Annotated in this window: 22 protein-coding genes; 10 read left to right on the plus strand and 12 right to left on the minus strand. The window is 73.5% G+C overall.

Translation table 11 applies throughout. The features are described from left to right. Nucleotides 1–81 precede the first annotated feature (81 nt). Both AC27L3_RS17275 and AC27L3_RS17280 read left to right on the plus strand, forming a co-directional pair. On the plus strand, nucleotides 82–1740 hold the full coding sequence (locus AC27L3_RS17275; protein WP_487234906.1) for an AMP-binding protein: 1659 nt from the start codon (nucleotides 82–84) through the stop codon (nucleotides 1738–1740). Next, nucleotides 1737–2570: a PaaX family transcriptional regulator gene (locus tag AC27L3_RS17280; RefSeq protein WP_487234907.1), complete on the plus strand. Its 834-nt coding sequence runs from the start codon at nucleotides 1737–1739 to the stop codon at nucleotides 2568–2570. Before AC27L3_RS17275 ends, AC27L3_RS17280 begins: the two co-directional genes overlap by 4 nt. An 18-nt stretch (nucleotides 2571–2588) precedes the next feature. Here AC27L3_RS17280 and AC27L3_RS17285 read toward each other — a convergent pair whose 3' ends face one another. From AC27L3_RS17285 to mmuM, 7 genes are all read right to left on the minus strand, one after another. Next, the gene (locus AC27L3_RS17285; RefSeq protein ID WP_487234908.1) at nucleotides 2589–4868 is read right to left on the minus strand and encodes a bifunctional salicylyl-CoA 5-hydroxylase/oxidoreductase; all 2280 of its coding nucleotides are present in this window, start codon (nucleotides 4866–4868) and stop codon (nucleotides 2589–2591) included. Beyond that, the gene (locus tag AC27L3_RS17290; protein WP_487234909.1) at nucleotides 4853–5680 is read right to left on the minus strand and encodes an enoyl-CoA hydratase family protein; all 828 of its coding nucleotides are present in this window, start codon (nucleotides 5678–5680) and stop codon (nucleotides 4853–4855) included. Before AC27L3_RS17290 ends, AC27L3_RS17285 begins: the two co-directional genes overlap by 16 nt. A gap of 105 nt (nucleotides 5681–5785) precedes the next feature. Beyond that, nucleotides 5786–6787: an ornithine carbamoyltransferase gene (gene argF / locus AC27L3_RS17295; protein WP_487234910.1), complete on the minus strand. Its 1002-nt coding sequence runs from the start codon at nucleotides 6785–6787 to the stop codon at nucleotides 5786–5788. A gap of 123 nt (nucleotides 6788–6910) precedes the next feature. Further along, a complete protein-coding gene (locus AC27L3_RS17300; protein ID WP_487234911.1) occupies nucleotides 6911–8143 on the minus strand; it encodes an arginine deiminase in 1233 nt (410 codons plus the stop codon). Nucleotides 8144–8234: 91 nt separating this feature from the next. Next, nucleotides 8235–10835: a polynucleotide kinase-phosphatase gene (locus AC27L3_RS17305; RefSeq protein WP_487234912.1), complete on the minus strand. Its 2601-nt coding sequence runs from the start codon at nucleotides 10833–10835 to the stop codon at nucleotides 8235–8237. After that, nucleotides 10832–12355 carry a 3' terminal RNA ribose 2'-O-methyltransferase Hen1 gene (locus AC27L3_RS17310; RefSeq protein ID WP_487234913.1) on the minus strand — a complete coding sequence of 508 codons (1524 nt, stop codon included), beginning with the start codon at nucleotides 12353–12355 and terminating at the stop codon, nucleotides 10832–10834. Before AC27L3_RS17310 ends, AC27L3_RS17305 begins: the two co-directional genes overlap by 4 nt. Before the next feature lie 45 nt (nucleotides 12356–12400). Continuing rightward, entirely contained in the window at nucleotides 12401–13315 is a 915-nt protein-coding gene (mmuM, locus tag AC27L3_RS17315) for a homocysteine S-methyltransferase (protein ID WP_487234914.1), read from the minus strand. 234 nt (nucleotides 13316–13549) lie between these two features. Between mmuM and AC27L3_RS17320 the strand changes: the two genes are divergently transcribed. Continuing rightward, nucleotides 13550–13783 (plus strand): hypothetical protein, encoded by a 234-nt coding sequence (locus AC27L3_RS17320; RefSeq protein ID WP_487234915.1) that lies wholly within the window; start codon nucleotides 13550–13552, stop codon nucleotides 13781–13783. 292 nt (nucleotides 13784–14075) lie between these two features. Here the strand turns inward: AC27L3_RS17320 and AC27L3_RS17325 are convergent, their stop codons facing one another. The 4 genes from AC27L3_RS17325 to AC27L3_RS17340 all read right to left on the minus strand — a co-directional run bounded on the left by AC27L3_RS17325 (nucleotide 14076) and on the right by AC27L3_RS17340 (nucleotide 16603). Next, the gene (locus tag AC27L3_RS17325) at nucleotides 14076–14528 is read right to left on the minus strand and encodes a DUF6099 family protein (RefSeq protein ID WP_487234916.1); all 453 of its coding nucleotides are present in this window, start codon (nucleotides 14526–14528) and stop codon (nucleotides 14076–14078) included. Nucleotides 14529–14647: 119 nt separating this feature from the next. Next, the gene (locus AC27L3_RS17330) at nucleotides 14648–15025 is read right to left on the minus strand and encodes a nucleotide pyrophosphohydrolase (protein WP_487234917.1); all 378 of its coding nucleotides are present in this window, start codon (nucleotides 15023–15025) and stop codon (nucleotides 14648–14650) included. Then, the gene (locus AC27L3_RS17335; protein WP_487234918.1) at nucleotides 15022–16170 is read right to left on the minus strand and encodes an AAA family ATPase; all 1149 of its coding nucleotides are present in this window, start codon (nucleotides 16168–16170) and stop codon (nucleotides 15022–15024) included. Before AC27L3_RS17335 ends, AC27L3_RS17330 begins: the two co-directional genes overlap by 4 nt. Before the next feature lie 25 nt (nucleotides 16171–16195). After that, nucleotides 16196–16603 carry a cell division protein SepF gene (locus AC27L3_RS17340; RefSeq protein ID WP_487234919.1) on the minus strand — a complete coding sequence of 136 codons (408 nt, stop codon included), beginning with the start codon at nucleotides 16601–16603 and terminating at the stop codon, nucleotides 16196–16198. Between the two features lie 164 nt (nucleotides 16604–16767). On the opposite strand from AC27L3_RS17340, the gene AC27L3_RS17345 reads away from it, so the two are divergent. Further along, nucleotides 16768–17364, plus strand: coding sequence for a TetR/AcrR family transcriptional regulator (locus AC27L3_RS17345; RefSeq protein WP_487234920.1), 597 nt, complete (start codon nucleotides 16768–16770; stop codon nucleotides 17362–17364). 63 nt (nucleotides 17365–17427) lie between these two features. Further along, a complete protein-coding gene (locus tag AC27L3_RS17350; protein ID WP_487234921.1) occupies nucleotides 17428–18270 on the plus strand; it encodes a putative RNA methyltransferase in 843 nt (280 codons plus the stop codon). Nucleotides 18271–18290: 20 nt separating this feature from the next. Here the strand turns inward: AC27L3_RS17350 and AC27L3_RS17355 are convergent, their stop codons facing one another. After that, a complete protein-coding gene (locus AC27L3_RS17355) occupies nucleotides 18291–19220 on the minus strand; it encodes a LysR family transcriptional regulator (protein WP_487234922.1) in 930 nt (309 codons plus the stop codon). 234 nt (nucleotides 19221–19454) lie between these two features. Between AC27L3_RS17355 and AC27L3_RS17360 the strand changes: the two genes are divergently transcribed. Genes AC27L3_RS17360 through AC27L3_RS17380 form a run of 5 tightly spaced genes read left to right on the plus strand, consistent with a single transcriptional unit; the run spans nucleotide 19455 to nucleotide 24225 of the window. After that, entirely contained in the window at nucleotides 19455–20357 is a 903-nt protein-coding gene (locus AC27L3_RS17360; RefSeq protein ID WP_487234923.1) for a GHMP family kinase ATP-binding protein, read from the plus strand. Next, the gene (locus tag AC27L3_RS17365; RefSeq protein ID WP_487234924.1) at nucleotides 20354–21346 is read left to right on the plus strand and encodes a DMT family transporter; all 993 of its coding nucleotides are present in this window, start codon (nucleotides 20354–20356) and stop codon (nucleotides 21344–21346) included. The genes AC27L3_RS17360 and AC27L3_RS17365 overlap by 4 nt, the downstream gene beginning before the upstream one ends. Next, on the plus strand, nucleotides 21343–22335 hold the full coding sequence (locus AC27L3_RS17370) for a pyridoxal-phosphate dependent enzyme (protein WP_487234925.1): 993 nt from the start codon (nucleotides 21343–21345) through the stop codon (nucleotides 22333–22335). The genes AC27L3_RS17365 and AC27L3_RS17370 overlap by 4 nt, the downstream gene beginning before the upstream one ends. After that, complete coding sequence (locus tag AC27L3_RS17375) at nucleotides 22332–23072, plus strand: alanine--tRNA ligase-related protein (protein WP_487234926.1); 741 nt, start codon at nucleotides 22332–22334, stop codon at nucleotides 23070–23072. Before AC27L3_RS17370 ends, AC27L3_RS17375 begins: the two co-directional genes overlap by 4 nt. Further along, nucleotides 23059–24225 carry an aminotransferase class I/II-fold pyridoxal phosphate-dependent enzyme gene (locus AC27L3_RS17380; protein ID WP_487234927.1) on the plus strand — a complete coding sequence of 389 codons (1167 nt, stop codon included), beginning with the start codon at nucleotides 23059–23061 and terminating at the stop codon, nucleotides 24223–24225. Before AC27L3_RS17375 ends, AC27L3_RS17380 begins: the two co-directional genes overlap by 14 nt. Nucleotides 24226–24256: the final 31 nt, after the last annotated feature.

The raw sequence follows: 24256 nt of genomic DNA on the forward strand, positions 1-24256 counted from the left end.
GTTACGCTGGCAGTGGATGCGTGGCGCTGGCAAGACCCCCGTTCACCTCCCATTCCTCCGGCGCGAGGGGGCACTTCCGCGATGGAGCTCAAGCCGTCGGCCCACATCGACACCTTTGCGCGCGAGCACCTTCCCCCGGCCGACCAGTGGCCGCTGCTGCGCAGCGCCGGCACCGACGGCGGGGCCGCAGACGCCCCGCCGCCCTACCCCGACCGCCTCAACTGCGCGGCCGAGCTGCTCGACGGCACGATCGGCCGGTTCGGCGCCCACCGCGGCGCCACCGTCAGCGGCGCCGGCACGGTGTGGTCGTACGGGCTGCTGCGCGCGCACGCCGGCCGCATCGCCCACGTGCTCGCCGACGACCTCGGCGTCGTCCCCGGCAACCGGGTGCTGCTGCGCGGCCCCACCACGCCGTGGCTGGCCGCCTGCTGGCTGGCGGTGCTCAGGGCCGGCGCGGTGGCGGTGACCGTCCTGGCCGCCCAGCGCCCGCACGAACTGGCCACCATCTGCCGGCTCGCCCGCGTACGGCACGCGCTGTGCGACGCCCGCTGCGCCGAGGACCTGCTGGCCGCCGGCATACCGGAGTTGAGGACGACGCTGTACGGCTCGGGCGCCGACGACGACCTGCTGCGGCTGGCCGCACGCAAGCCCGCCGCCCACACGGCCGTCGCCACCTCCGCCGACGACGTGGCGCTCATCGCCTTCACCTCCGGCACCACCGGCCGGCCCAAGGGCTGTGCGCACTTCCACCGCGACGTCCTGGCGATCGCCGACACCTTCTCGGCCCACGTCCTGCGCCCGCGCGCCGACGACGTCTTCGCCGGCAGCCCGCCGCTGGGCTTCACCTACGGACTCGGCGGCCTGGTCGTCTTCCCCCTGCGCGCCGGCGCCCGCACCCTGCTGACCGACTGGGGCGGGCCCCGGCAACTGCTGGCCGACATCGGGCGCCACCGCGTCTCCGTCCTGTTCACCGCGCCCACGGCCTACCGCGCCATGCTCGGCGCGCTCGACGGCCACGACGTCTCCTCGCTGCGCAGATGCGTCTCGGCCGGCGAGCACCTGCCCGCCGCCCTGTGGCACGACTGGCGGCGCGCGACCGGGCTGGGCCTGATCAACGGCATCGGCGCCACGGAGATGCTGCACATCTTCATCTCCGCCGCCGACGACCGCATCCGCCCCGGCGCCACCGGCCTGCCCGTACCGGGCTACGAGGCCCGCGTCGTCGGCCCCGACGGCGCCGAGGTGCCCGACGGCCGGCCCGGGCTGCTGGCCGTGCGCGGCCCCACCGGCTGCCGCTACCTGGCCGACGACCGCCAGCGCGCGTACGTGCGCGACGGCTGGAACCTCACCGGCGACACCTACGTCCGCGACGCCGACGGCTACTTCCACTACCTGGCCCGCGCCGACGACATGATCGTCTCGGCCGGGTACAACATCGCCGGACCCGAGGTCGAGGAGGCACTGCTGCGCCACCCGGACGTCCTGGAGGCCGCCGTCGTGGGACGGCCCGACGCCGAGCGCGGACAGGTCGTGGTCGCGCACGTCGTGCTGCGCGAGGGGGTGCCGCGCGGACCGCAGACCGTCACCGCGCTGCGCGAGTTCACCAAAAAGGAGATCGTTCCCTACAAGTGCCCTCGCGAGATCGTGTTCCTCGACGCGCTGCCGCGCACCCCCACCGGCAAGTTGCAGCGTTTCCGGCTGCGTTCGGGCCCCGCCGGGCCCTTTACAGTTTCCCCGTGACTGACCAGCACACCCCTCGGTCCCTCATCGTCACCTTCTACGGCGCGTACGGACGCGGCACCGGCGGCACCCCCGCCGGGCCCGTGCCCATCGCCGCCCTCATCCGGCTGCTCGCCGCCGTCGGCGTCGACGCGCCGTCCGTCCGCTCGGCCGTCTCCCGGCTCAAGCGGCGCGGACTGCTCGTCGCCGACCGCACGGCCGGCGGAGCCGCCGGCTACGGCCTGTCCGACGCCGGACGGCAGCTGCTGGAGGACGGCGACCGGCGCATCTACGGGCACCCCACGGCCCGCACCGGACAGGGGTGGCTGCTGGCCGTCTTCTCCGTCCCCGAGGAGGAACGCCACAGACGACACCTCCTGCGCTCCCGCCTCGCCCGGCTCGGCTTCGGCACCGCCGCCCCCGGCGTGTGGATTGCCCCCGCCCACGTCCACGACGAAACCCGGCACACACTGCAGCGGCTCGGACTCGACTCCTACGTCGACCTCTTCCGCGGCAACCACCTCGGCTTCGAACCGACCGCACAGGCCGTGGCCCGGTGGTGGGACCTCGAAGCGCTCGCCGCGCAGCACCGGGCCTTCCTGGACGCGCACGAACCGGTGCTGCGGCGGTGGGGGCGGCGCAAGGCCGTGCCGCGCCCGGAGGAGGCCTACCGCGACTACCTGCTGGCACTGGACTCGTGGCGGCGGCTGCCGTACGCGGATCCGGGACTGCCGGTGGGGTTGCTGCCGGCGGAGTGGCCCGGGGCGCGGGCGGCGCGGTGCTTCGCGGGGCTGCATGCGCGCTTGCGCGATGCGGGGGCGCGCTACGTCGCGCCGGTGATGGCGGGCTGAGCGACGCGGGCGCGTCGTTCACGCCCGCCGGCCCGTGGGTGGGCGGCGGCTTCCGGCCCGGTACGGGGTGGGCCAGGGGGCGCCCGGGCCCGTGTAGGACTGGTCCGCCGCCGCGTGCAGGGTCCAGTGGGGGTCGTACAGGTGGGGGCGGCCCAGGGCGCACAGGTCGGCGCGGCCCGCCAGGATCAGGGAGTTGACGTCGTCCCACGACGAGATGGCGCCGACCGCGATCACCGCGACGCCCGCCTCCTTGCGGATGCGGTCCGCGAACGGCGTCTGGTACGAGCGGCCGAAGTCCGGGCGTTCGTCGGGGACGACCTGTCCCGTCGAGACGTCGATGGCGTCCGCCCCGTGGGCGGCGAAGGCGCGGGCGACGGCGACCGCGTCGTCGGCGGTGGTGCCGCCCTCGGCCCAGTCCGTGGCGGAGATGCGCACGGTCATGGGCCGCTCGGCGGGCCAGGCGGCGCGGACGGCGTCGAAGACCTCCAGGGGGTAGCGCAGCCGGCCCGCCAGGTCGCCTCCGTAGGCGTCGTCGCGGTGGTTGGTGAGGGGGGAGAGGAAGCCGGAGAGCAGGTAGCCGTGGGCGCAGTGCAGTTCGAGGAGGTCGAAGCCGGCGCGGGCGGCGGCCTCGGCGGAGCGCACGAACTGCTGCCGTATCTCCGCGAGGCCGTCGGGGGTCAGGGCGTGCGGGGTCTGGTTGACGCCGGGCCGGTAGGGCAGGGGCGAGGCGGCGACGAGGGGCCAGTTGCCGTGGGGCAGGGGCCGGTCGATGCCCTCCCACATCAGGCGGGTGGAGCCCTTGCGGCCGGAGTGGCCGAGCTGGATGCCGAGGGCGGTGCCGGGGGCCCGGTCGTGGACGAATTGGGTGATGCGGGCCCAGGCGCGCTCGTGTTCCGGCGCGTACATGCCGGTGCAGCCGGGGGTGATGCGGCCGGTGGGGCTGACGCAGACCATTTCGGTCATCACCAGGCCCGCTCCCCCGAGCGCCCGGGCGCCGAGGTGGACGAGGTGGAAGTCGCCGGGGGTGCCGTCGGTGGCGGAGTACATGTCCATCGGGGAGACGACGACGCGGTTGCGCAGGTGCAGACCGCGCAGCCGGAAGGGGGTGAACATGGGCGGTGTGCCGGGCGGGACGCCGGCCTCCTCCTCGACGGCGGCGACGAAGGCGGCATCGCGCAGGCGGAGGTTGTCGTGGGTGACGCGGCGGCTGCGGGTGAGGAGGTCGAAGGCGAACCGGTGCGGGGGGCCGCCGGTGTGGACGGCGAGGTTCTCGAACCACTCCATGCTGGCGCGGGCGGCGCGCTGGGTGGAGGCGACGACCGGGCGCCGTTCGGCCTCGTAGGCGGCCAGCGCCGTGGGCACGTCGGGGGCCCCGTGGAGGTGGGCGGCGAGGGCGACGGCGTCCTCGACGGCGAGCTTGGTGCCGGAGCCGATGGAGAAGTGGGCGGTGTGGGCCGCGTCGCCGAGCAGGACGACGTTGCCGTGGGACCAGTGGGCGTTCACGACGGTGCGAAAGGCGGTCCAGGTGGAGTGGTTCGTGCGCAGGGGGCTGCCGCGGAGGGTGGCGGCGAAGTGGTCGGCGCACTGGTCGAGGGCGCTCTTCTCGTCGCGGCGGTCGAGTCCGGCGTGGCGCCAGACCTCTTCGCGCATCTCGACGATGACGGTGCAGGCGGTGCGGGTGTAGGGGTAGGCGTGCAGTTGCATGACCCCGTGGGGGGTCTCGGCGATCTCGAAGCGGAAGGCGTCGAGCGCTAGATCGGCGGCGAGCCAGATGTAACGGCAGCGGTGTGTGGTGATGACGGGGCCGAAGTGTTCCCGGTGGGTGTCGCGGGTGCGGCTGTTGAGGCCGTCGGCGGCGATGACGAGGTCGTGGGTGCGGGCGAGTTCGGCGGTCGGTGGGGCCGGGGTGCGAAAGCGCAGCGTCACGCCCAGGGCGCGGCAGCGCTCGTGCAGCAGGTGCAGCAGCCGGTGCCGGCCGAGGGCGGCGAAGCCGTGGCCGCCGCAGGTCAGGGTGCGGCCGCGGTGGTGGATGTCGATGGCGTCCCAGCGCACCATGTCCCGGGCGAGGGCCGCGTGCACGTCCGGGTCGGCGCTGCCGATGCCGCCGAGGGTCTCGTCGGAGAGGACGACGCCGAAGCCGAAGGTGTCGTCGGGGGCGTTGCGCTCCCAGACGGTGACCTCGCGGTCGGGGGCGAGGCGTTTGAGGAGGACGGCGGCGTACAGGCCGCCGGGTCCGCCGCCGACGACCGCCACGCGCCGGGCGGTGACCGCGGGCACGGCGGTCACCGCCCCTGCCACCGGGGCGGGCGCTTCGCGCGGAAGGCCGCGTGGAACTCGGCGTAGTCGGCGCCGGTCATCAGCAGCGCCTGGGTGGCGGCGTCCAGTTCGAGGGAGGCGGCCAGGGGCATGTCGAGCTCGGCGGTCAGCAGGGCCTTGGTCTGCGCGTGGGCGAGGGCGGGCCCGGTGGCCAGGCGGTGGGCGAGGCCGTGGGCGGCGGCGTCGGCGCCGCCCTCCTCGACCAGCTCACCGACCAGGCCGATGCGTTCGGCCTCGGCGGCGGCGACGGGCTCGCCGAGCATGAGCAGGCGGGTGGCGTGGCCGAGGCCGACGACGCGGGGCAGCAGGTAGGCGGCGCCCATGTCGCCGCCGGACAGGCCGACCTTGGTGAAGAGGAAGACGAAGCGGGCGGTGGGGTCGGCGATGCGGAAGTCGGCGGCGAGGGCGAGGACGGCGCCGGCCCCGGCGGCCACCCCGTGCACGGCGGCGACCACGGGGAAGGGGCACTCGCGCAGCGCCCGCACCACCTGGCCGGTCATGCGGTTGAACTCCAGCAGGCGGCCGGTGTCCATGCCCAGCGTGGCGCCGATGATGGCGTCGACGTCACCGCCGGAGCAGAAGCCGCGCCCCTCGCCGCCGAGCACCAGGGCCCGTACGGAGCCGTCGCGGGCGAGCTCGGGCAGGAGGTCGCGCAGGTCGGCGTAGGCGCCGAAGGTCAGGGCGTTGAGCCGGTCGGGCCGGTCGAGGGTGACGGTGGCGACGCCGGCGTCGACGGACAGGCGCAGGTGCCGCCATTCCTGGGTGCGGGACGCGGAGCCGGTGAACGGACTCATGTGCACGGCCTCCTTCAGCCGGGCGGGGCTGGTGCCTGCCCGGTGAAGCTATCACCGCTTTGTGACCGTCGTCACGACTCCGCGACAGCACTCAGCAGCAGTCCCTCAGCGGCCCAGGGTGGCCACGAGCACCGCCTTGATGGTGTGCATGCGGTTCTCGGCCTGCTCGAAGACCAGCGAGTGGACCGACTCGAAGACCTCGTCGGTCACTTCGAGGGACGTCAGGCCGTGCCGCTCGTGGATCTCGCGGGCGACCGAGGTGCCCAGGTCGTGGAAGGCGGGCAGGCAGTGCAGGAACTTCACCGCCTTGTTGCCGGTGGCCCGCAGCACGTCCATGGTCACCGCGTACGGGGTGAGCAGGGCGATGCGCGCGTCCCAGACCTCCTTGGGCTCGCCCATCGAGACCCACACGTCGGTGGCGACGAAGTCCGCGCCGCGCACGCCCTCGGCGACGTCGGCGGTCAGGGTGATGCGGGCGCCGCTGGCCTCGGCGAGCCGGCCGGCCTGGGCCACCACCTCGGGGGCGGGCCACAGGTCCTCCGGCGCCACGATGCGTACGTCCATGCCGAGCAGGGCCCCGGTGACGAGGTAGGAGTTGCCCATGTTGTAGCGGGCGTCGCCGAGGTAGGCGTAGGCGACGTGCTCCAGCGGCTTGGCGGTGTGCTCGCTCATGGTCAGCACGTCGGCCAGCATCTGGGTGGGGTGCCACTCGTCCGTGAGCCCGTTGTAGACGGGGACGCCGGCGTAGGCGGCCAGCTCCTCGACGGCGTCCTGGCCGTGCCCCCGGTACTGGATGGCGTCGTACAGCCGGCCCAGCACCCGGGCGGTGTCCCGGACCGACTCCTTGTGCCCGACCTGGGAGCCCGCCGGATCGAGGTACGTGGTGTGGGCGCCCTGGTCGGCGGCGGCGACCTCGAAGGCGCAGCGGGTCCGGGTGGAGGTCTTCTCGAAGATCAGCGCGATGTTGCGGCCCACGAGCCTGCGCTCCTCGGTGCCCGCCCGCCGGGCGGCCTTCAGCTCGGCAGCCAGTTCGATCAGGCTGTGGAACTCTTCGGCGGTGAGGTCCGTCTCCTTGAGGAGATGGCGGCCCTTGAGGTCAGTCGCCATGGTGGGGCTCCCGGTTCGTCGGCGCACAAGGCACAGTGGAAAAGATATTCAACGTTCCACATTATTATGCAGACCCTCCCCTGGTGACAGCCCCCCGGCCCCGCCGGTGCCCGCAGCCGGTGCCTAGAGCCCCGGCACCGGATCCCGCTCCACGGGACAACTCATACAGCGCGGCCCCCCGCGACCACGGCCCAGCTCGCTCCCCGGAATCGTGATCACCTCGATGCCGTGCTTGCGCAGATGCGTATTGGTGGTCACGTTGCGCTCATAGGCCACCACCACCCCCGGCTCTATCGCCAGCACGTTGCAGCCGTCGTCCCACTGCTCCCGCTCGGCCGCGTGCACGTCCTGCCGGGCGGTGAGCACCCGGATGCCGTCCAGACCCAGCGCCGCCGCGATCGCCCGGTGCATGTGCTCCGGCGGATGATCGGTGACCTTGAGCTCACCGGCCGCCGCACCCGGCTCGATCGTGTACGAACGCAGCGTCCCCAGCCCCGCGTACTGGGTGAACGTGTCCCCGTCCACCATCGTCATCACCGTGTCCAGGTGCATGAACGCCCGCGCCTTCGGCATGTCCAGGGCCACGATCGTGCGGGCCGAACCCGCCGAGAACAACCGGTGCGCGAGCATCTCCACCGCCTGCGGCGTCGTGCGCTCGCTCATCCCTATCAGCACCGCCCCATTGCCGATCACCAGCACGTCCCCGCCCTCGATCGTCGAGGGGTAGGCCGGCTGGCCCTCGCTCCACACGTGGAAGCCGCCCGGGGCGAAGAGCGGATGATGCCGGTACACCGCCTCGTAGTGCACCGTCTCGTGCCAACGTGCCGGCCAGCGCATCGCGTTGATGCACACCCCGTCGTACACCCAGGCCGAGGTGTCCCGGGTGAACAAATGGTTCGGCAACGGATTGAGCAGGAAATCGTCCAGGTCCATCACATGGAAGCGCACCGAGACCGGCTCCGGATGCCGCTCCAGGAACTCCCGCTTCGTCATGCCACCGATCAGCCACGACGCCAGCTCCCCCGCCGGCATCCCCTCGAACGCCGCCCGCAGATGATCCGTGGCCAGCGGACCGTACTCCCTCTCGTGGAACACCCGCTGCAGCACCAGGGCCCGGGCCGCCGGCAGACGCAGACTCTCCTCCAGCAGGTCCTGGAACAGATGCACCTCCACCCCGCGCTCGCGCAGCACGTCGGCGAAACCGTCGTGCTCGGCGCGGGCGCGGCGCACCCACAGGAGGTCGTCGAAGAGAAGGGCGTCCTTGTTGGACGGGGTCAGGCGCTTCAGCTCCAGGTCGGGGCGGTGCAGGATGACGCGGTGCAGGCGGCCGGCCTCGGAATCGACGTGGAATCCCATCCTTCCATCCTGGCCCGTGGGGGGCCGGTTCACGCGGATGCGGCGCGCCTGCGGCGGGCTGGGGCCGGCCCGCCGCAGGCGTGCCCACCGGCTACAGGCGCGGGTCCACCGGCTCCGATTCCAGGGCCAGGATCGCGAAGACCGCCTCGTGGACGCGCCACAGCGGTTCGCCCGTGGCGAGGCGGTCCAGGGCCTCCAGGCCCAGCGCGTACTCGCGCAGGGCCAGCGAGCGCTTGTGGCCCAGGTGGCGTATCCGCAGGCGGGAGAGGTTCTGCGGGCGGGTGTACTCCGGGCCGTAGATGATCCGCAGGTACTCCCGGCCGCGGCACTTGATGCCCGGCTGGACGAGCTTGCCGTCCGGGGTGTGCACGTGGGCGCCCAGCGGCTTGACGACCATGCCTTCGCCGCCCTCCGCGGTCAGCTCCAGCCACCAGCGCGTGCCGGCGGCGACGGACTCCTCGTCGTGCGTGTCGACCACGATGCGCCGCGTCGGGTGGAGCAGCGGGTCCTGCGCGACGAGCCGGTCGATCAGGGCCAGCTGCTCGTCGTGCGGGAGGGTGGCCAGATTGCGGCCCTGGGCCGCCAGGATCTGGAACGGGGCCAGCCGGATGTCGCCGGGGCCGGCGACCGTCCAGCAGTAGCGGCGGTACGCCTCGGTGAAGGCGGCCGCGTCGGCGGCGCGCTCGCGCTGGCGGCCGAGGAGGCCGGTGACGTCGACGCCGCGGGCGGCGGTGGCCTCCAGGGCGGTGAGCACCTCGGGCAGGACCGCGCCGGAGGCGGCGCCCACGGCCGCGTACTGGCTGCGCAGCAGCCCCTGGGCCTTGAGGGACCAGGGCATGAGCTCGGCGTCCAGCAGCAGCCAGTCCGTCTGCAGCTCCTCCCACAGCCCGGCGCCCTCGGCGCACCGGTCGAGCCGTTCGAGGAGCTGGGCGGTCACGGCCGGGTCGTCGAAGAAGGGCCGGCCCGTGCGGGTGTACACGGCGCCGGGCACGCCGGGGTCGGTGCCGAAGCGCTCGTGGGCGGTGTCGGCGTCGCGGCACAGCAGCACCACGGCGCGCGAGCCCATGTGCTTCTCCTCGCAGACCACCTGCCGTACGCCGTCGGCGCGGTAGGCGGCGAACGCCTCCGCGGGGTGCTCCAGGTAGCCCTCCTCCTTCGAGGTGGCGCAGGGTGCCATGGTGGGCGGCAGGTACATCAGCGCCCGCGGGTCGACCGCGAAACGGCTCATGACCTCCAGGGCAGCGGCGGCGTTCTCCTCCTTGACGGCGATGCGGCCCAGGTGCCGGGTCTCCACGATGCGGCGGCCGGCGACGTCGGCGAGGTCGAGCGGGCGGCCGTCGGCGCCGCCGGGGGCCTCGGACACCAGGGGGCGCACCGGCTCGTACCAGACCTGCTCGGCGGGGACGTCCACGAGCTCGCGCTCCGGCCAGCGCAGCGCGGTCAGCCTGCCGCCGAAGACGGCGCCGGTGTCCAGGCAGATGGTGTTGTTGAGCCAGGTGGCCGTGGGGGTGGGGGTGTGGCCGTAGACGACGGCGGCGCGGCCGCGGTAGTCCTCCGCCCAGGGGTAGCGCACGGGCAGGCCGAACTCGTCGGTCTCGCCGGTGGTGTCGCCGTACAGGGCGTGGGAGCGCACGCGGCCGGAGGTGCGGCCGTGGTACTTCTCGGGCAGGCCCGCGTGGCAGACGACGAGCGAGCCGCCGTCGAGGACGTAGTGGCTGACCAGGGAGTCGATGAAGGCGCGCACCCGCTCGCGGAAGGCCGGGTCCTGCCCGTCCTCGCGCTCCAGCTGCTCGATGGTCTCGGCCAGGCCGTGCGCGACCTTGACCTGGCGGCCGCCGAGGTAACGGCCGAGCTTGTTCTCGTGGTTGCCCGGGACGCACAGGGCGTGGCCGGCCTCGACCATGCCCATGGCCAGGCGCAGCACGCCGGGACTGTCGGGGCCGCGGTCGACGAGGTCGCCGACGAAGACGACGGTGCGGCCCTCGGGGTGCACGGCGTCCACGGGGCGGCCGGCCTCGTCGCGGACGAGGCCGTAGCCGAGCGCGGTGAGCAGGGCCTCCAGCTCGGAACGGCAGCCGTGGATGTCACCGATGATGTCGAAGGGGCCGGTGAGGTGGCGCAGGTCGTTGAAGCGGCGCTCGCGGACCACCTCGGCGGCCTCGGCCGCGGCGGTGCCGCGCAGCACGTGCACCTTGCGGAAGCCCTCGCGCTCCAGGTGGCGCAGCGAGCGGCGCAGCTCGCGCTGGTGGCGCTGGATGACGCGGCGGGGCAGGCCGGCCCGGTCGGGGCGGGCGGCGTTGCGCTCGGCGCAGACGTCCTCGGGCATGTCGAGGACGATGGCGACGGGCAGCACGTCGTGCTCGCGGGCCAGCGCCACCAGCTCCTTGCGGGCGTCGGACTGGACGTTGGTGGCGTCGACGACGGTCAGCCGGCCTGCGGCCAGGCGCTTGCCGACGATGTAGTGCAGGACGTCGAAGGCGTCCTTGCTGGCGCTCTGGTCGTTCTCGTCGTCGCTGACCAGGCCACGGCAGAAGTCGCTGGAAATCGTCTCGGTGGGCTTGAAGTGACGGGCGGCGAAGGTCGACTTGCCGGAGCCGGTGGCGCCGACGAGGACCACGAGCGACAGGTCGGGCACGGCCAGGGGCGTGCGCGGCGCGGCGCCGGCCGGCGGGGTGGTGCTGGTGTCGGTCATGCGGTCTTCGCCTGCTTCGCGGTGTCGGTCCGGTCGGTGGGATCGGTCCGGCCGGTGGTGTCGGTGGGGTCGGTGGGGCGTTTACGGAAGACGGCCATCTGGGTCGGCGGTCCGACCTCCGGGTCGTCGGGGCCTATGGGCTCGAAGGCGACGTCGTAGCCGTGGCGCCCTGCCACCCGGGCCGCCCAGGCGTGGAACTCGCCGCGGTTCCACTCGAAGCGGTGGTCGTGGTGGCGCACGTGCCCGGCCGGCAGCGTCTCCCAGCGCACGTTGTACTCCGCGTTGGGCGTGGTGACCACGACGGTGGCGGGGCGGGCGGCACCGAAGACGGCGTGCTCCAGGGCCGGCAGCCGCGGCGGGTCGACGTGCTCGATCACCTCGCTGAGCACGGCCGCGTCGTAGCCGGTCAGACGGCGGTCGGTGTACGCCAGGGAGCCCTGCAGCAGGGTCACGCGGGCGGCCTGGCGCTCGGTCATGCGTTCCGGGCGCAGCCGGCGGGAGGCCGCCTGCAGGGCGCGCATCGAGACGTCGAGGCCGACGATCTCGGTGAAGCGCGGGTCCTTCAGCAGCTCGCCGACGAGCTGGCCCTGGCCGCAGCCGAGGTCGAGCACCCGGGCCGCGCCGGCGCGGCGCAGCGCGTCGGTGATGGCCGCGCGCCGCCGGACGGCCAGCGGCACGGGCCGCTCGTCGGTGTCGGCGCTCTCGTCCACGGCGTTGTCGAGCTCCTCGGCCCGGGTGTCGTCGGCCTCGGCGAGCCGGGCGAGGGCCAGGCGGTCGAGGGCGTCGCGGGTCAGGGACCGGCGGCGGGCGAGGTAGCGGCTGGTGATCAGCCCCTGCTCGGGGTGGCCGGCCAGCCAGCCGTCGCCGAGGCGCAGCAGCTTGTCCACCTCGTCGGGGGCGACCCAGTAGTGCTTGGCGTCGTCGAGCACGGGCAGCAGGACGTAGAGGTGGCGCAGGGCGTCGGACAGGCGCTGCTCGCCCTGGAGGACGAGGGAGACGTAGCGCGAGTCGCCCCACTCGGGGAAGCGCTCGTCCAGGATCACGGGGGTGGCGGTGACGGTCCAGCCCAGGGGGGCGAACAGCCGCCGCACGAGCTCCGCGCCGCCGCGGGCGGGCAGGGCGGGCACCGCTATGCGCAGCGGCAGGGTGCGGCCGCGCAGTTCGGGGCGGGCGGCGCACTGTCCCTTGACGGCGCTGGAGAAGACGCTGCCGAGGGCGACGGCGAGGAGGGAGGAGGCGGCGTAGGGCCGGTCGTTGACGTACTGCGCCAGTGCCGCGTCGGGGGCGCCGCCACGGCCGTGCCGGGACGCGGCCTTGCCGCGCCGGACCAGTGCCACGGGATCGACCTCCAGCAGCAGGGCCGCCGTGCAGCGCTCGTCGCTCGCCTCGGGGTACAGGACGTGGGCGGTGCCGTGGGAGGTGGAGAACTGCTGCGCCTTGCCGGGGTGCTTGTGCAGCAGGTGGCCGAGGTCGGTCGCGGGCTGGTCGGGTGTACCGGTGGTACTGATCGTCAGGAACACGCGCTCGATTATTCCTTCCCTTTTGACCCGTTCCCCACAGGTTTTTCAGCAAGCAGGGGTTTTCAGGAGGGCGGCCAGTGCGGCGATGTCGTCCGGGCCCACGCGGCAGCAGCCGCCGATCAGCCGGGCGCCGGCCTCCTGCCACGAGGCGACGACGGCGGGGTCGAAGGTGCCGCTCCCCCGCCAGCGCCTGGTGCGGTCGTCCCAGCCTTCCCCGCTGTTGGGGTAGACCACCACCGGTTTTCCGGTGACGCGGGCGGCGAGCTCGACGGCGGGCGCGGCATCCCGGGGGGCGCAGCAGTTGACGCCGACGGCCACGACCTGGTCGTCCTCCGCGGCGAGCGCGAAAGCCTCCCGCAGCGGCTGCCCGGCCCGGGTCTGCCCGCCGCGCACGCTGTACGACAGCCACACGGGCAGCCCCGAACCGCGCACCGCCCGCAACAGGGCGCGGGCCTCGTCGGTGTCGGGCACGGTCTCCAGGGCCAGGACGTCCGGCCCGGCGCCGGCCAGGGCCTCGATGCGCGGCCGGTGGAAGCGCTCCAACTCGGCCACGGTCAGCCCGTAGCGTCCGCGGTACTCGCTGCCGTCGGCGAGCATGGCCCCGTAGGGGCCGACGGAGGCGGCCACCCACACCGCACGCTCGGTGTGCGCCGCGGCCCTGCGCGCCAGTTCGACGCTGCGCCGCATCAAGGCCGCCGACTCCTGCGGTGCGAGCCCCCGCCGGGCGAAGCCCTCGAAGGTCGCCTGATAACTGGCGGTGATCAGCACCTGGGCGCCGGCCCGGAGGTAGGCGGTGTGGGCCGCCTCGATCTGCGCAGGGCCGTCGGCCAGCAGCCGGGCGGACCACAGGGCGTCGGACAGGTCGCAGCCCTGGGCCGCCAGTTGGTTGGACAGCCCGCCGTCGAGCACGAGCGGTCCGCGCGCGAGGGCGGTGGCGAGGGGAACCGCGGGCAGGACCATCGGGGAGCTTCCTTTCGAACAGGCGTCAATGGGCGGCCCCTCGCGTGCCCCGGCTCACTCCGGCCGGGTGAACTTGGCCCGGCCCGGTGGGCCCGGTCAGTGTCCGGCGCCGCCGGTGGTCGTTGGCTCGGGCGGAGCCGGACCGCCCGGCCCGCGCACCGGTGGCCGCCGCCGGGGGCGACGATCGCGATGCCGCCCGCCCGCACCGGGAGGGCGAGGGCCGAGGAGGCCATCATGACCCAGGAAGCCGTGCCCGACGAGGCCGTGCCCGCCCAGGCCGCTTCCCCGCGGCAGGCCGCGCCGAAGGGCCTGCTGCAGCAGATGGAGGAGCTGATGGCAGCGCTCAACGCGGATCTGACACAGCTGGATGCGGATCTGCAGTCGGCGGATCGGTCGCGCACGGCCGGCCCGGGCGCCGGCGCCGCGCCGGACGTCTCCGGCGCCGCCGACGCCGACGGTGCCGGCTGAGCCCCTCGGCCGTATCCGGCGGATCGTGCTGCGCACCGTCAAGGCGCGGGGCCTTGCCGATCTGCGGGTGCCACCGCCCCGGGGGCCCGGGTGCAGCACGGCATTCTGTCTGCGGGTGCGTCGTGGCTTGTCGCGCCCACGCGGCGGCAGCCGCAGATTGATACTGCCCCGCGCCCCTGACGGGGCGGAGCACGGCATACCTCCCCTGCGGGTACGTCGTGGCTTGTCGCGCCCACGCGGCGGCAGCCGCAGATTGACACTGCCCCGCGCCCCTGACGGGGCGGCTCGGGGGTCATGCTGCGCCGCCCTGGGCGCGTAGGGACAGGCGTCTGAGCAGGCCGCCGATGCGGTCGCCGGTCTCGTCGGCGGCGTCGATGGCCTCTATGCACTGCCAGTAGACGGCGTCCTCCTCGCAGGCGCCGGCGACGCCGACGAGGGCCGTGCCCACGTCGCCGAAGAGCCCGGCGAGCTCCGTCAACGCCGCCCAGGGATCGCGTACTTCGGTGAGCTGTGCGGCCCGTAATCCGCCGGTGCGCAGCGCGGCCCCGGCGCGGCCGCCCGCCTCGCTCAGGCCCAGGGCCGCCGCCCGGGCCTCGACGGGCCCGTGGAGCGCGATGTGACTGCCGATGGCCTCGGCCAGGGCCTGGGCCTGCCAGGTCTCGGCGACGATGTCCTCCACGCGGTGCAGCGCCACCGTCCGCGCCAGCGCGCCTTTGGTGGCGGCGATGAGCCGCACAGCCTCCATGCCCGTCCCCCATGCTTTTCCGTCCACCCTCTTTCACTACCCAGAGTGATGAACAACGGACCGAAAGGCCAGAGGAATTCAGAAATCTGTGGACACAAGTTACGGCGTGGATAACCTGATCACTCCGGAGAGTGACGATCACGGCCCTCCGCCGCCCCGTCGCCCCCGGCCCCCGGCACCGGAAATCGCCGCTCGTTGCGGTCGATCTTCGCCGCCAGCGCGGCCAGCACGTCGATCCCCAGGGCCCGGCACAGCTGCAGCAGGTACGCGAGCACGTCCGCGACCTCGTCCTCGACCCGCGCCGCGGTCCGCGCGTCGGCCATCACCTGCGCCGACTGCTCCGGGGTCAGCCACTGGAAGATCTCCAGCAGTTCCGACGCCTCGACGCTGAGCGCCGCGGCGAGGTTCTTGGGCGTGTGGAAGGGCTGCCAGTCGCGGGCCGCCGCGAAGGCGGCCAGGCGCTCCTGCAGGGCGTGCAGGTCGGGGGTTGCGGTCATGCCCCCAGGTCTACCACCGACGCCTCCTCGACCTCCTGCGCCACCTGTGCCGCCTCGCCCCGCACCGTCGCCACGAGCCGGATGTGGCCCCGCTCGCACATCCGCCCCGCGAGGTCCAGCAGTTCCTTCGCCTGCCGGGCGTCCAGGCACCGGTCGAGGCCGTCCGCGAGAACGGTCAGCACCTGCCGGGCGGGAAGCACCTCGGCGACCGGGTCCATCGCCAGGACCCCGGGGCCGGTCAGCAGTACCAGGCACAGGGCGAGGTAGCGCAACTCGCCGTCGCCGAGCCGCTCCAGAGGCGTGGCCGGCCCGCCGTCGCGCTCCAGCACGGCCCGTACGAACCCGCCGGTCAGGTGCTCGGCGGCCAGCCCGGCCACCGGGCCGCGGCAGCCGGCGCCCGCTGCGGCGACCAGGGCCGCGTGCCGGGTGACGCACTCGTTGCCGGTGCGCCCGAGCACCGCGGCAACGTTGTCGCAGCCGCCGCGCAGCCGCCCGTCGCGGGCGCCGACCGGCGCCCGCATCAGCTCCGGCCGCGGGTCGCAGGCGAAGACGGACCGCAGCGCGAGGACCACCTGCTCGGCCGCCTCCAGCACCATCCGCTGCCCGGCCGTCTTGCCCGCGACGCGCAGCGGCAGCAGCGCCGTGCCCAGCCGGTCGTCCGGCAGCGGCGCCCGGGTCACGGGCACCGAGCCGGCCGTGTGCCAGGCCGCCTCCACCCGGGGCAGGCCCGGGTCGCGCAGCGCGGTGGACAGCAGGGTGCGCCCGGCGCCGGTCAGCCGCTCGCCGACGACGCGCAGTTCGGGCTCGGCCTGCACCGCGACGTCCAGCCGGACCGGGCCGGCCGGGCCCTCGACGGTGCAGCCGATGCGGAAGCCGCGCCGGCCCTGCGCGTCGGGCCGGGCCTGCTGCGGCACGCACGCCCGCGGGCCGCCGGGCACCGGCGCGAACGCCTCGGCCAGGGTGTCGCCGCCGGCCAGCCGGGCCAGCGCCTCGTACGCCTGCAGGGCGCTGGACTTCCCCGTGCCGCTGCCGCCCCGGAAGAGGGTGAGCGGCCCGAGCGGGAAGACGGCGCCCCGGTGGGACTTGAAGGCGGAGAGGCGCAGTTCGGTCACGGCGGGGCGCTGGGGCGGGGTGGGGGCGTCCATGCCGGGGACCGTAGGCGGGCCCCGGTCAGCCAAACCGTTTCAGCCCCCCGCCCTTCCTACGATCGGGGTACCCGGGGGCCACCTCGGTCCCTTCGGGCGTGAGCAGGAAGACGTTGCTGTCGACGCGGTGCATCGCGCTGCCCAGTCCGAAGACGACGCCGCTGGCGAAGTCCAGGACGCGTTTGGCGATCTCCGGTTCGGCGCCAGTCAGGTCGAGCAGCACCGGCACCCGCTCGATCAGGTACTCGGCGACCTCACGCGCGTCCGCGAAGAACTGCACGCGCAGCACGACCATGCGGCGTCGGCTCTCCTGGGGTTCCTCCTCGGGCAGTGCCCTGTGATCGGGCCAGGACGGCCATGGCTGGTGCCCCCTCAGCGGCACGACCTCGGCCAGCCCCTCCCATTGCTCGTCTGCGGCCTCGGACCGGTTCACCGGATCACCCCTCCGGGGAACGTGCTGGCTGTGTACATCAGGCAATTCTAGTGACAAAAACGCCCGTTAGGCCCAATGACACGCACTGTGCGACAAGGGCCTCGCGAGGGAGCCGCATCAACGGAACGATACGTCTCGACTCGACTGTGGTTAGACTTCCCGCCATGGCCGACAAGCATGCCCCCGACGCCACGCGCCGCTCCCAGCGCTCGCGTCTGGCGATCTGCGAAGCCGCCCTGTCGCTGGTGGCCGAATCCGGCTACGACAGGCTCACCGTCGAGGGCATCGCGGCCCGCGCGGGCGTGGGCAAGCAGACGATCTACCGCTGGTGGCCGTCCAAGGGGGCGGTGCTGCTGGACGCGTTCACCGAGACCATGGTGGCCGGCGAGTGGGCGCTGCCCGACACCGGCGACCTCGCGGCCGATCTGAAGACGGTGCTGCGCGCGACGGTCGACGAGTTCGCCGATCCCGGCTTCCACGCGCCCTACCGCGCCCTGTACGTGGCCATGGCCGACGACGCCGAACTCGCCGCCGGCTTCACGGCCAAGGTGCTCGAACCCGGCGCCCGGGCCTACGCCGAGCGCATCCGCGCCGCCCAGCGCTGCGGCCAGGCCGACCCCGGGTGCGACGCCCAGTTGGCCGCGGAGACGCTCCTGGCGCCCTTCGCCCAGCGCTGGCTGATGCGCAACCAGCCGCTGACGCACGCCTTCACCGACTCCCTCGTCGACCTCGTGCTCGCCGGCCTGCGCCCGCGGGGCTGATGCGCCCGGCGGGCGCGGCGCACGCCGAGGCACCCCCAGCACCGAAGCGAACGAACGGTCTCCATGCTGAACACAATCGCGCAGTACTTGCGTTGCCCCCACTGCCGCGGTGAGCTGTCGCTGCGCGAGCGCAGCCTGGTCTGCCCGCAGGGCCACAGCTTCGACGTGGCCAAGCAGGGCTACGTCAACCTCCTGCCCCACGCCTCCGCGCACAGCGCCGACAGCCAGGAGATGGTCGCGGCCCGCGCCGCCTTCCTGGACGCCGGCCACTACGCCCCGCTCTCCGCGGCGCTGGCCGCGCTGGCCCGCCGCACGGCCCCCGAGCCGCTGCCGGGCTGCGTGGTGGACGTCGGCGGCGGCACCGGGCACCACCAGGCAAGGGTGATGGAGGAGTTCCCCGGCGCCGACGGCGTCCTGCTGGACGTGTCGAAGTTCGCCGCCCGCCGCGCGACCCGCGCGCACCCGCGCATCGGCGCGGTGGTGGCCGACGCCTGGCGCGAACTGCCGCTGCGCGACGGCGCGGCCGGGGTGGTGCTCAACACCTTCGCGCCGCGCAACGGCCCGGAGCTGCGGCGGATCCTCGACCCCCGCGGCGTCCTGCTGGTCGTCACCCCCGAGCCCGGGCATCTGCGGGAGCTGACCGGTGCGCTGGGGCTGATGCGGGTCGACGAGCGCAAGGAGGAGCGGCTGGCCGACCGGCTCTCGCCGTACTTCTCGGTGGCGGCCGGCGAGCGGCTGACCGCGCCGATGACGCTCGACCACGCCGCCCTGGCCCTGCTCGTGGGCATGGGGCCCAACGCCCGGCACCTGGCGGGCGAGGAGCTGGCGCGGCGCATCGCCGCGCTGCCGCCGACCTGCGAGGTCACGCTGTCCGTCACGCTGACCGCCTACCGTCCGCTGGCCTGAAACCGCCCCTGCCAAGGGCTTCAGCAGGCGGCCCGCGCCTTTCCGAAGGACCGGGCCGCCACCTCCAGCTCCCCCAGCATCGCGCCCACCGCCGGGACGGAGCCGTACTCCGGCAGCGTCAGCGCCACGATCTCCCGGTGCACGGCCGGCTCCAGGTCCAGCCGGCGGACCGTCTCCGTCGAGGTGTCGAAGGCCATCTCGGGCAGCGTCGCGATGCCCAGCCCCGCCCCGACCAGCGCGATGACCGCCAGGTAGTCGTCGGTGACGAGGTCGATGCGCGGCGAGAAGCCCTCGGCCTCGCACAGTTCCACCAGGTGCCGGCTGCAGCTGGGGCAGCCCGCCACCCAGGACTCGGCCGCGAGGGCGGCCAGCTCCGTCTCCCGCTGCGCGGCGAGCTCGTGCTGTGCAGGGGCGAGGATCACCAGCCGGTCGCTGAGCAGCGGGCGGACGACCAGGCCCTCCCACGGGTCCTCGCCGTCGCCGCCCTGGGATATGCCGGGGTAGTGGAAGGCGAGGGCGATCTCGCAGTCGCCGCCGCGCAGCATCTCCACCGCGCGCGGCGGTGCGGCCTCGGTGAAGGAAACATCGATATTCGGCCACTTGGCGCGCAATGCCGCGAGCGCCGAGGGCAGCAGTTCCGAGGTGCCGCTGAGGAACGAGGCGAGCCGGACGCGCCCGGTGCGCAGACCCACGATATTCGCCACCTCCTCCTCCGCCGCGGCGAGTCCGGCAAGGATTCCCGTGGCATGCCGGACCAGAATTTCTCCGGCCTCGGTAAGACGCACGGAACGGCCCGTACGGGCGAGCAGCGGCGTCTGCACGGAATTCTCCAGCGCCTTTATCTGCTGACTGACCGCGGGTTGGCTGCAGCCCAGCGCACGGGCGGCCGCGGTGAGGGAGCCGGACTGTGCGACGGCTCGCAGAACACGGAGATGGCGGGCCTCGATCATGCGCCAAACGTACGGAGTTGACGCTCCGTCGACAACCGCTGATACCGGCCGTCCGCGCACCGTGCCCGGCGGACCCTCGCCGAGCGGCCCCCACGAACCGTCACAAATCGCACGATCATGCCCCACGCGGCGCCGCCGACAACGGACATTTCCCTCCCCCCAATTCGCCATTATGCAAGGCGAAAGGAATTCTTGGGGTTGTCACCACTGATCAACGCCGGGTACAACTTCTCCATGTCCGCCCCGATCGCTCGCACGATCCACGGCGCCTTCGGAGAAATACTCCAGGGTTACACCCTCGGGCCGAGTGGATTTGAACACTTTCTCTTCACCGCACCGGTCGAGGAACTCCGTTGCCGGGCCCGGTTGCACCGCACCGGAATCGCCCCGGCCACTGCCCTGACCGTCAGCCCCGCCGATCGCGTCAAAGCGCTGCGCGCCTATGAATTGCTCGGCACCGACCTGCGGCAGCCGGCCCACGGCGGCACCATCGAGATCGACTCCAATATTCCGGTGGCCAAGGGCCATGCGAGCTCGACCGCCGACATCCTGGCCACCGCCCTGCTGTGCGTCGCCGAGGCCTACCCCGACACCCCCGAGCCGGTGGCGCACGCCCTGGCCCTGTCGGTGGCCCGCCGCCTGGAGTACGGCGACTACCTGCTGCACCCCGGCGTCGCGGCCTGCGCCCAGCGCTCCCAGACCCTGCTGGCGACGTACGAGACCGACCTGCGGTGGACCATCGTCGGCGTCGACGAGGGCGGCTTCGTCCGCACCGAGGAGTTCCACCGGGAGGTGCCCGAGGACGCCGGCAAGGCCCGCGTCTACGAGCAGCTGTTCGCCGAGCTGGACGCGGCGCTGCGCGCCGACGACGGCGCGGCGGCCGCCCGGATCGCCACGCACAGCGCCGAGTTGCACAACGACCGCCTGCCGAAGAAGTCCCTGGAGGACCTGCAGGGCCTCAAGGAGGAGTTCGGCGCGCTGGGCATCTGCGTGGCCCACAGCGGCACGCTGGCCGGCCTGATCTTCTCCCGGCACGACGGCGAGCACGACGAGCGCGTCGCGCAGTGCCGCCGTGCCCTGGACGACCTCGGCTACACCGGCAGCACGTACACCCTGAAGGAAGCGAAGCGTCCATGAGCCGCGTCACCGCGTCACCGAACCCCGGCCACGCCCCGGAGGACACCGGCGGCGTCCCGCAGACCGCGCAGACCCCCAAGGCGTCCCCCTTCAAGGGCGCCCGCCACCAGCTCATGGTCCTGGCGGCCGTGTGCTGCCTGGCGCTGGGCGGGGTCTTCGTACGGGTCAGCGAGGTCGGACCGGTGGCCACCGGCGCGTACCGCTCGCTGTTCGCCGTGCCCCTGCTGCTGGGCATGTCGATGGGGATGGCGCGGCGCGGCAAGGGCGAGGCGGGCGCGGCCCCGCAGCGGACCCGGATCGGCATGCGCGACCAGCTGATCACGGCGCTGGGCGGGCTGTTCCTCGCGGCCGACCTGTGCCTGTGGAACATCTCCTTCCTCTACACCTCGCTCGCCGAGGCCAACCTCCTGGCCAACCTGGTGCCGTTCATCATCGCGCCGCTGGCCTTCTTCCTCTTCGGCGACCGGCTGCCGTGGAAGCTGGCCTTCCCCGCGCTGCTGGCGCTGGCCGGCCTGTACGTCCTCGTCATCCTCGGCACCGGCCTGGACCCCGAGCACCTGCGCGGCGACCTGCTGGCCCTGGGCACGGCGGTGTTCTACGCGCTGTTCCTCGTCGTGGCCAAGGGCCTGCGCGAGCGCCACGAGGCGACGCGCATCATGGCGGGCCTGAGCCTGGTGTGCGCGCTCGCCTGCTTCGCGGTGGCGGCCGTGCTCGACGAGAAGATGTGGCCCACCAGCGCCAAGGGCTGGCTGGTGCTCGTCGCCCTGGCGGTGACCTCGCAGGTCTTCGGCCAGACGCTCATGGCGCACGCGGTGAAGTTCCTGCCGCTGCAGCTCGCCGCCCTCTTCGTCCTGCTGCAGCCGGTGGCTGCGGCCGTCTACGGATTCGCCCTGTTCGACCAGCACCTGAGCCTGGTCCAGATGTCGGGAATCGCGATCCTGCTCGTTTCCATCTTCTGGGCCAAGAACCTCCTGGAAGGCCGCAAGTGAATCACCCCCCGTACCGCGACCCGTACGAGGTCGTCGAGGAGCTCGGCCGGCTGACCACCCTGGACGCCGGCCCCCTGGCCCAGGGCCTGCGGCTGCGTGCCGTGCACGGCAGCCCGGCCACCGAGACCAGCTTCAAGTCCATCCTGGGCCTGGGCCTGCTGCTCCTGGCCCGCGAGCGCGGGCTGCTCGCCGAGGGCCAGCCGGTGATCGAGTCCACCTCCGGCTCGCTGGGCCTGGGCCTGGCGGTCGCGGGCCGGATGCTGGGGCATCCGGTCCACCTGGTGTCGGACCCGGGGATACCCGAGGTCACCCGGCTGAAGATAGAACTGGCCGGCGGCATCCTGCACCTGATCGAGCGTCCGCACCCGGTCCTGGGCACCCAGCAGGCCCGTGACGACCTGCTGCAGTCGATGCTGGAGCAGCACCCCGAGTTCTACTGGACGAACCAGAACGACAGTCCGCTCAATCCCGAGGTCTACACCCGCTGGGTGGTGCCGCACCTGATGCGCACCCTGGACTTCTCCCGCATCGTCGCCGGCATCTTCTGCGTGGGCAGCGGCGGTCACTTCTCGGCCCTGTCGGCGATGCTCGACGGCAAGGGCATTCCCTCGTACGTGGCCGACCGGCACGGCTCGATCACCTTCGGCGGCGAGCCCGCACCGAGTATCCTGCGCGGCACGGGCAACCAGAACCGCATCCCCGCCGTGATCGAGGCGGCCCGCTCCCGGGTGGCCGGCGTCTACCGCGTGTCGGACGACGAGGCCTGCGCGGGTGTGCGGCAGCTGTGCACCCGCGGCATCAGCGTCGGCGGCTCGTCCGGCGTGTGCTACGTGGGCGCCCAGCGCCTGGCCGCGGACCTGGTGCGGCTCACCGGGGCCGGCGGCACCGGGCAGCCGGGCACGGACGGGGAGATCCTGACCTTCTTCGCCGACCGCGGCGAACTGTACGGCACCACGCTCTTGAACTGCGGAGAGAAGTCAACGCCATGATGGAAGCAGCCCTGTGGAGCTCCTGTCCTCCCACGCACCAGCTGTACCACGACGACCCGTACGCCACCACCGCGACCGCGACCGTGCTGTCGGTCAGCGGCCACTTCGCGGTCTTCGACCGGTCGCTGTTCTACGCCGAGTCCGGCGGCCAGGTGGCCGACCAGGGGACGATCGACGGCGCCCGCGTGGTGGACGTGCAGAAGGCCGGGGGCCGGCCCTTCCAGCTGCCCAACGGTGAAGTCGCCACGGTGGAGTCGGTCTTCTGCCACGAGTTCGCCGAGCCGTGCACCCTGACGGTCGGCGACACCGTGACGATGGAGATCGACTGGGCGCGGCGCTTCCGCAACATGCAGATGCACACGCTCGCGCACTTCCTCTTCCACGCCACCGGCGAGTACCTGGAGGCCAACGGGCAGACGCGCTCCACCCGCGGCTGCCACATCAGCGACAGCTCGGCCCGCTTCGACTTCGGCTGCTCCATCCCCGGCGAGGCCGTGCCGGTCATCCAGGAGCGGGTGGTGGCGCTGCTGGCCTCCTCCCCCGAGGCGGTCGTGACCGCCCTGCCGGACACGCACGACGTGTTCGTCTGGCGCTCCGGCGACATCGTCATTCCCTGCGGCGGCACGCACGTGAACCACCCGAAGGAGATCCAAGGCACGGTCACCGTGCGCCGCCGCACCAAGGGCCGCAACGGCACCCGCCTCTACATCGAGCTCGACCGTGATGCGACCGGCTGACACGGCTGGCACGGGCGAACCGGCCTTCATAGCGGACCTCGACGTCCTGCGCCGGCGCCGCACCTTCAAGTGGCGCGCCGCGGGCGACGATCCGCGGCGCATCTGCCTGGGCGTCGCCGAGATGGACCTGTACACCCCCGCCTTCCTGCGCGACGTCCTGCAGGAGGCCGTCGATCTCGGCGAGAGCGGGTACGGGTTGTGCGAGGAGCAGGAGGCGTCCTGCGAGGCGTACCTGGCCCGCCACCACGGCGCCTCGGTGGCGGCCCTGCGCGGCACGACCGACGTGCTCACGGGCCTGCGCACGGTGCTGGAGCAGGAGTTGCTGCCGGGCAGCCGGGTGATCGTGGAGACGCCGGTGTACGGCGACCTGTTCACCGTCGTGCGGGAGGCGGGGCTGCAGCCGGTGGCGGTGCCGCTGCTGCGCGGCGAGCACGGCTACGAGCACGACTGGCGGGCACTGGCGGCCGCGGCGGCGTCCGGGGCCCGGGGCTGGATCCTGTGCCAGCCGCACAACCCGGTGGGCCGGGCGTGGACCGCCCAGGAGCAGGCGCGGGCGGTGTCCCTGGCGCTGGAGCACGACCTGCTGCTCCTGGCGAACGAGGTGCACATCCCGCTCGGCCTGACCGGTGAGCGGCTGCCGTCGGCCTTCGCCGACGCGGGCGTCCACCGGGTGCGCGCGTACGGGTTCACCTCCGCCTCCAAGGCGTTCAACATCGCCGGGCTCAAGAGCGCCACGCTGTACGCCTCCGAGCGCGCGGCGGACCGGCTCACCGGGGTGCCGCAGAGCCTGCTGGGCCGGCCCGGCAGCTTCGGTGCGATCGCCACCGTGGCCTGCTACGAACGCGGTGACGCCTGGCTGGCGGCCCTGTGCGCCCGGCTGGCCGAGAACGTGCGGCTGGTGGCCGACGAGTTGGCGTCCCTTCCGCTGACGGTCCATCAACCGCGGTGCGAGGCGACCTACCTGGTGTGGGCCGAACTGCCCGAGGGCGAGGACGCACTGCGGCTGGCCGGGGCCCTGGCCGCGGCCGGGGTGCACGTGCTGCCGGGGGCGAGCTTCGGCGGGACGGAATTCGGCCACTGCTTCCGCTTCAACGCGGGCGCCCATCCCGCCGTGCTGGGCGAGGCGTTCGAGCGGATCCGGGCAACCTTGTGAGGCCGGCCGGCGTCTCGTGATGCGGGACGCC

This window comes from Streptomyces sp. PKA51, assembly GCF_057552455.1.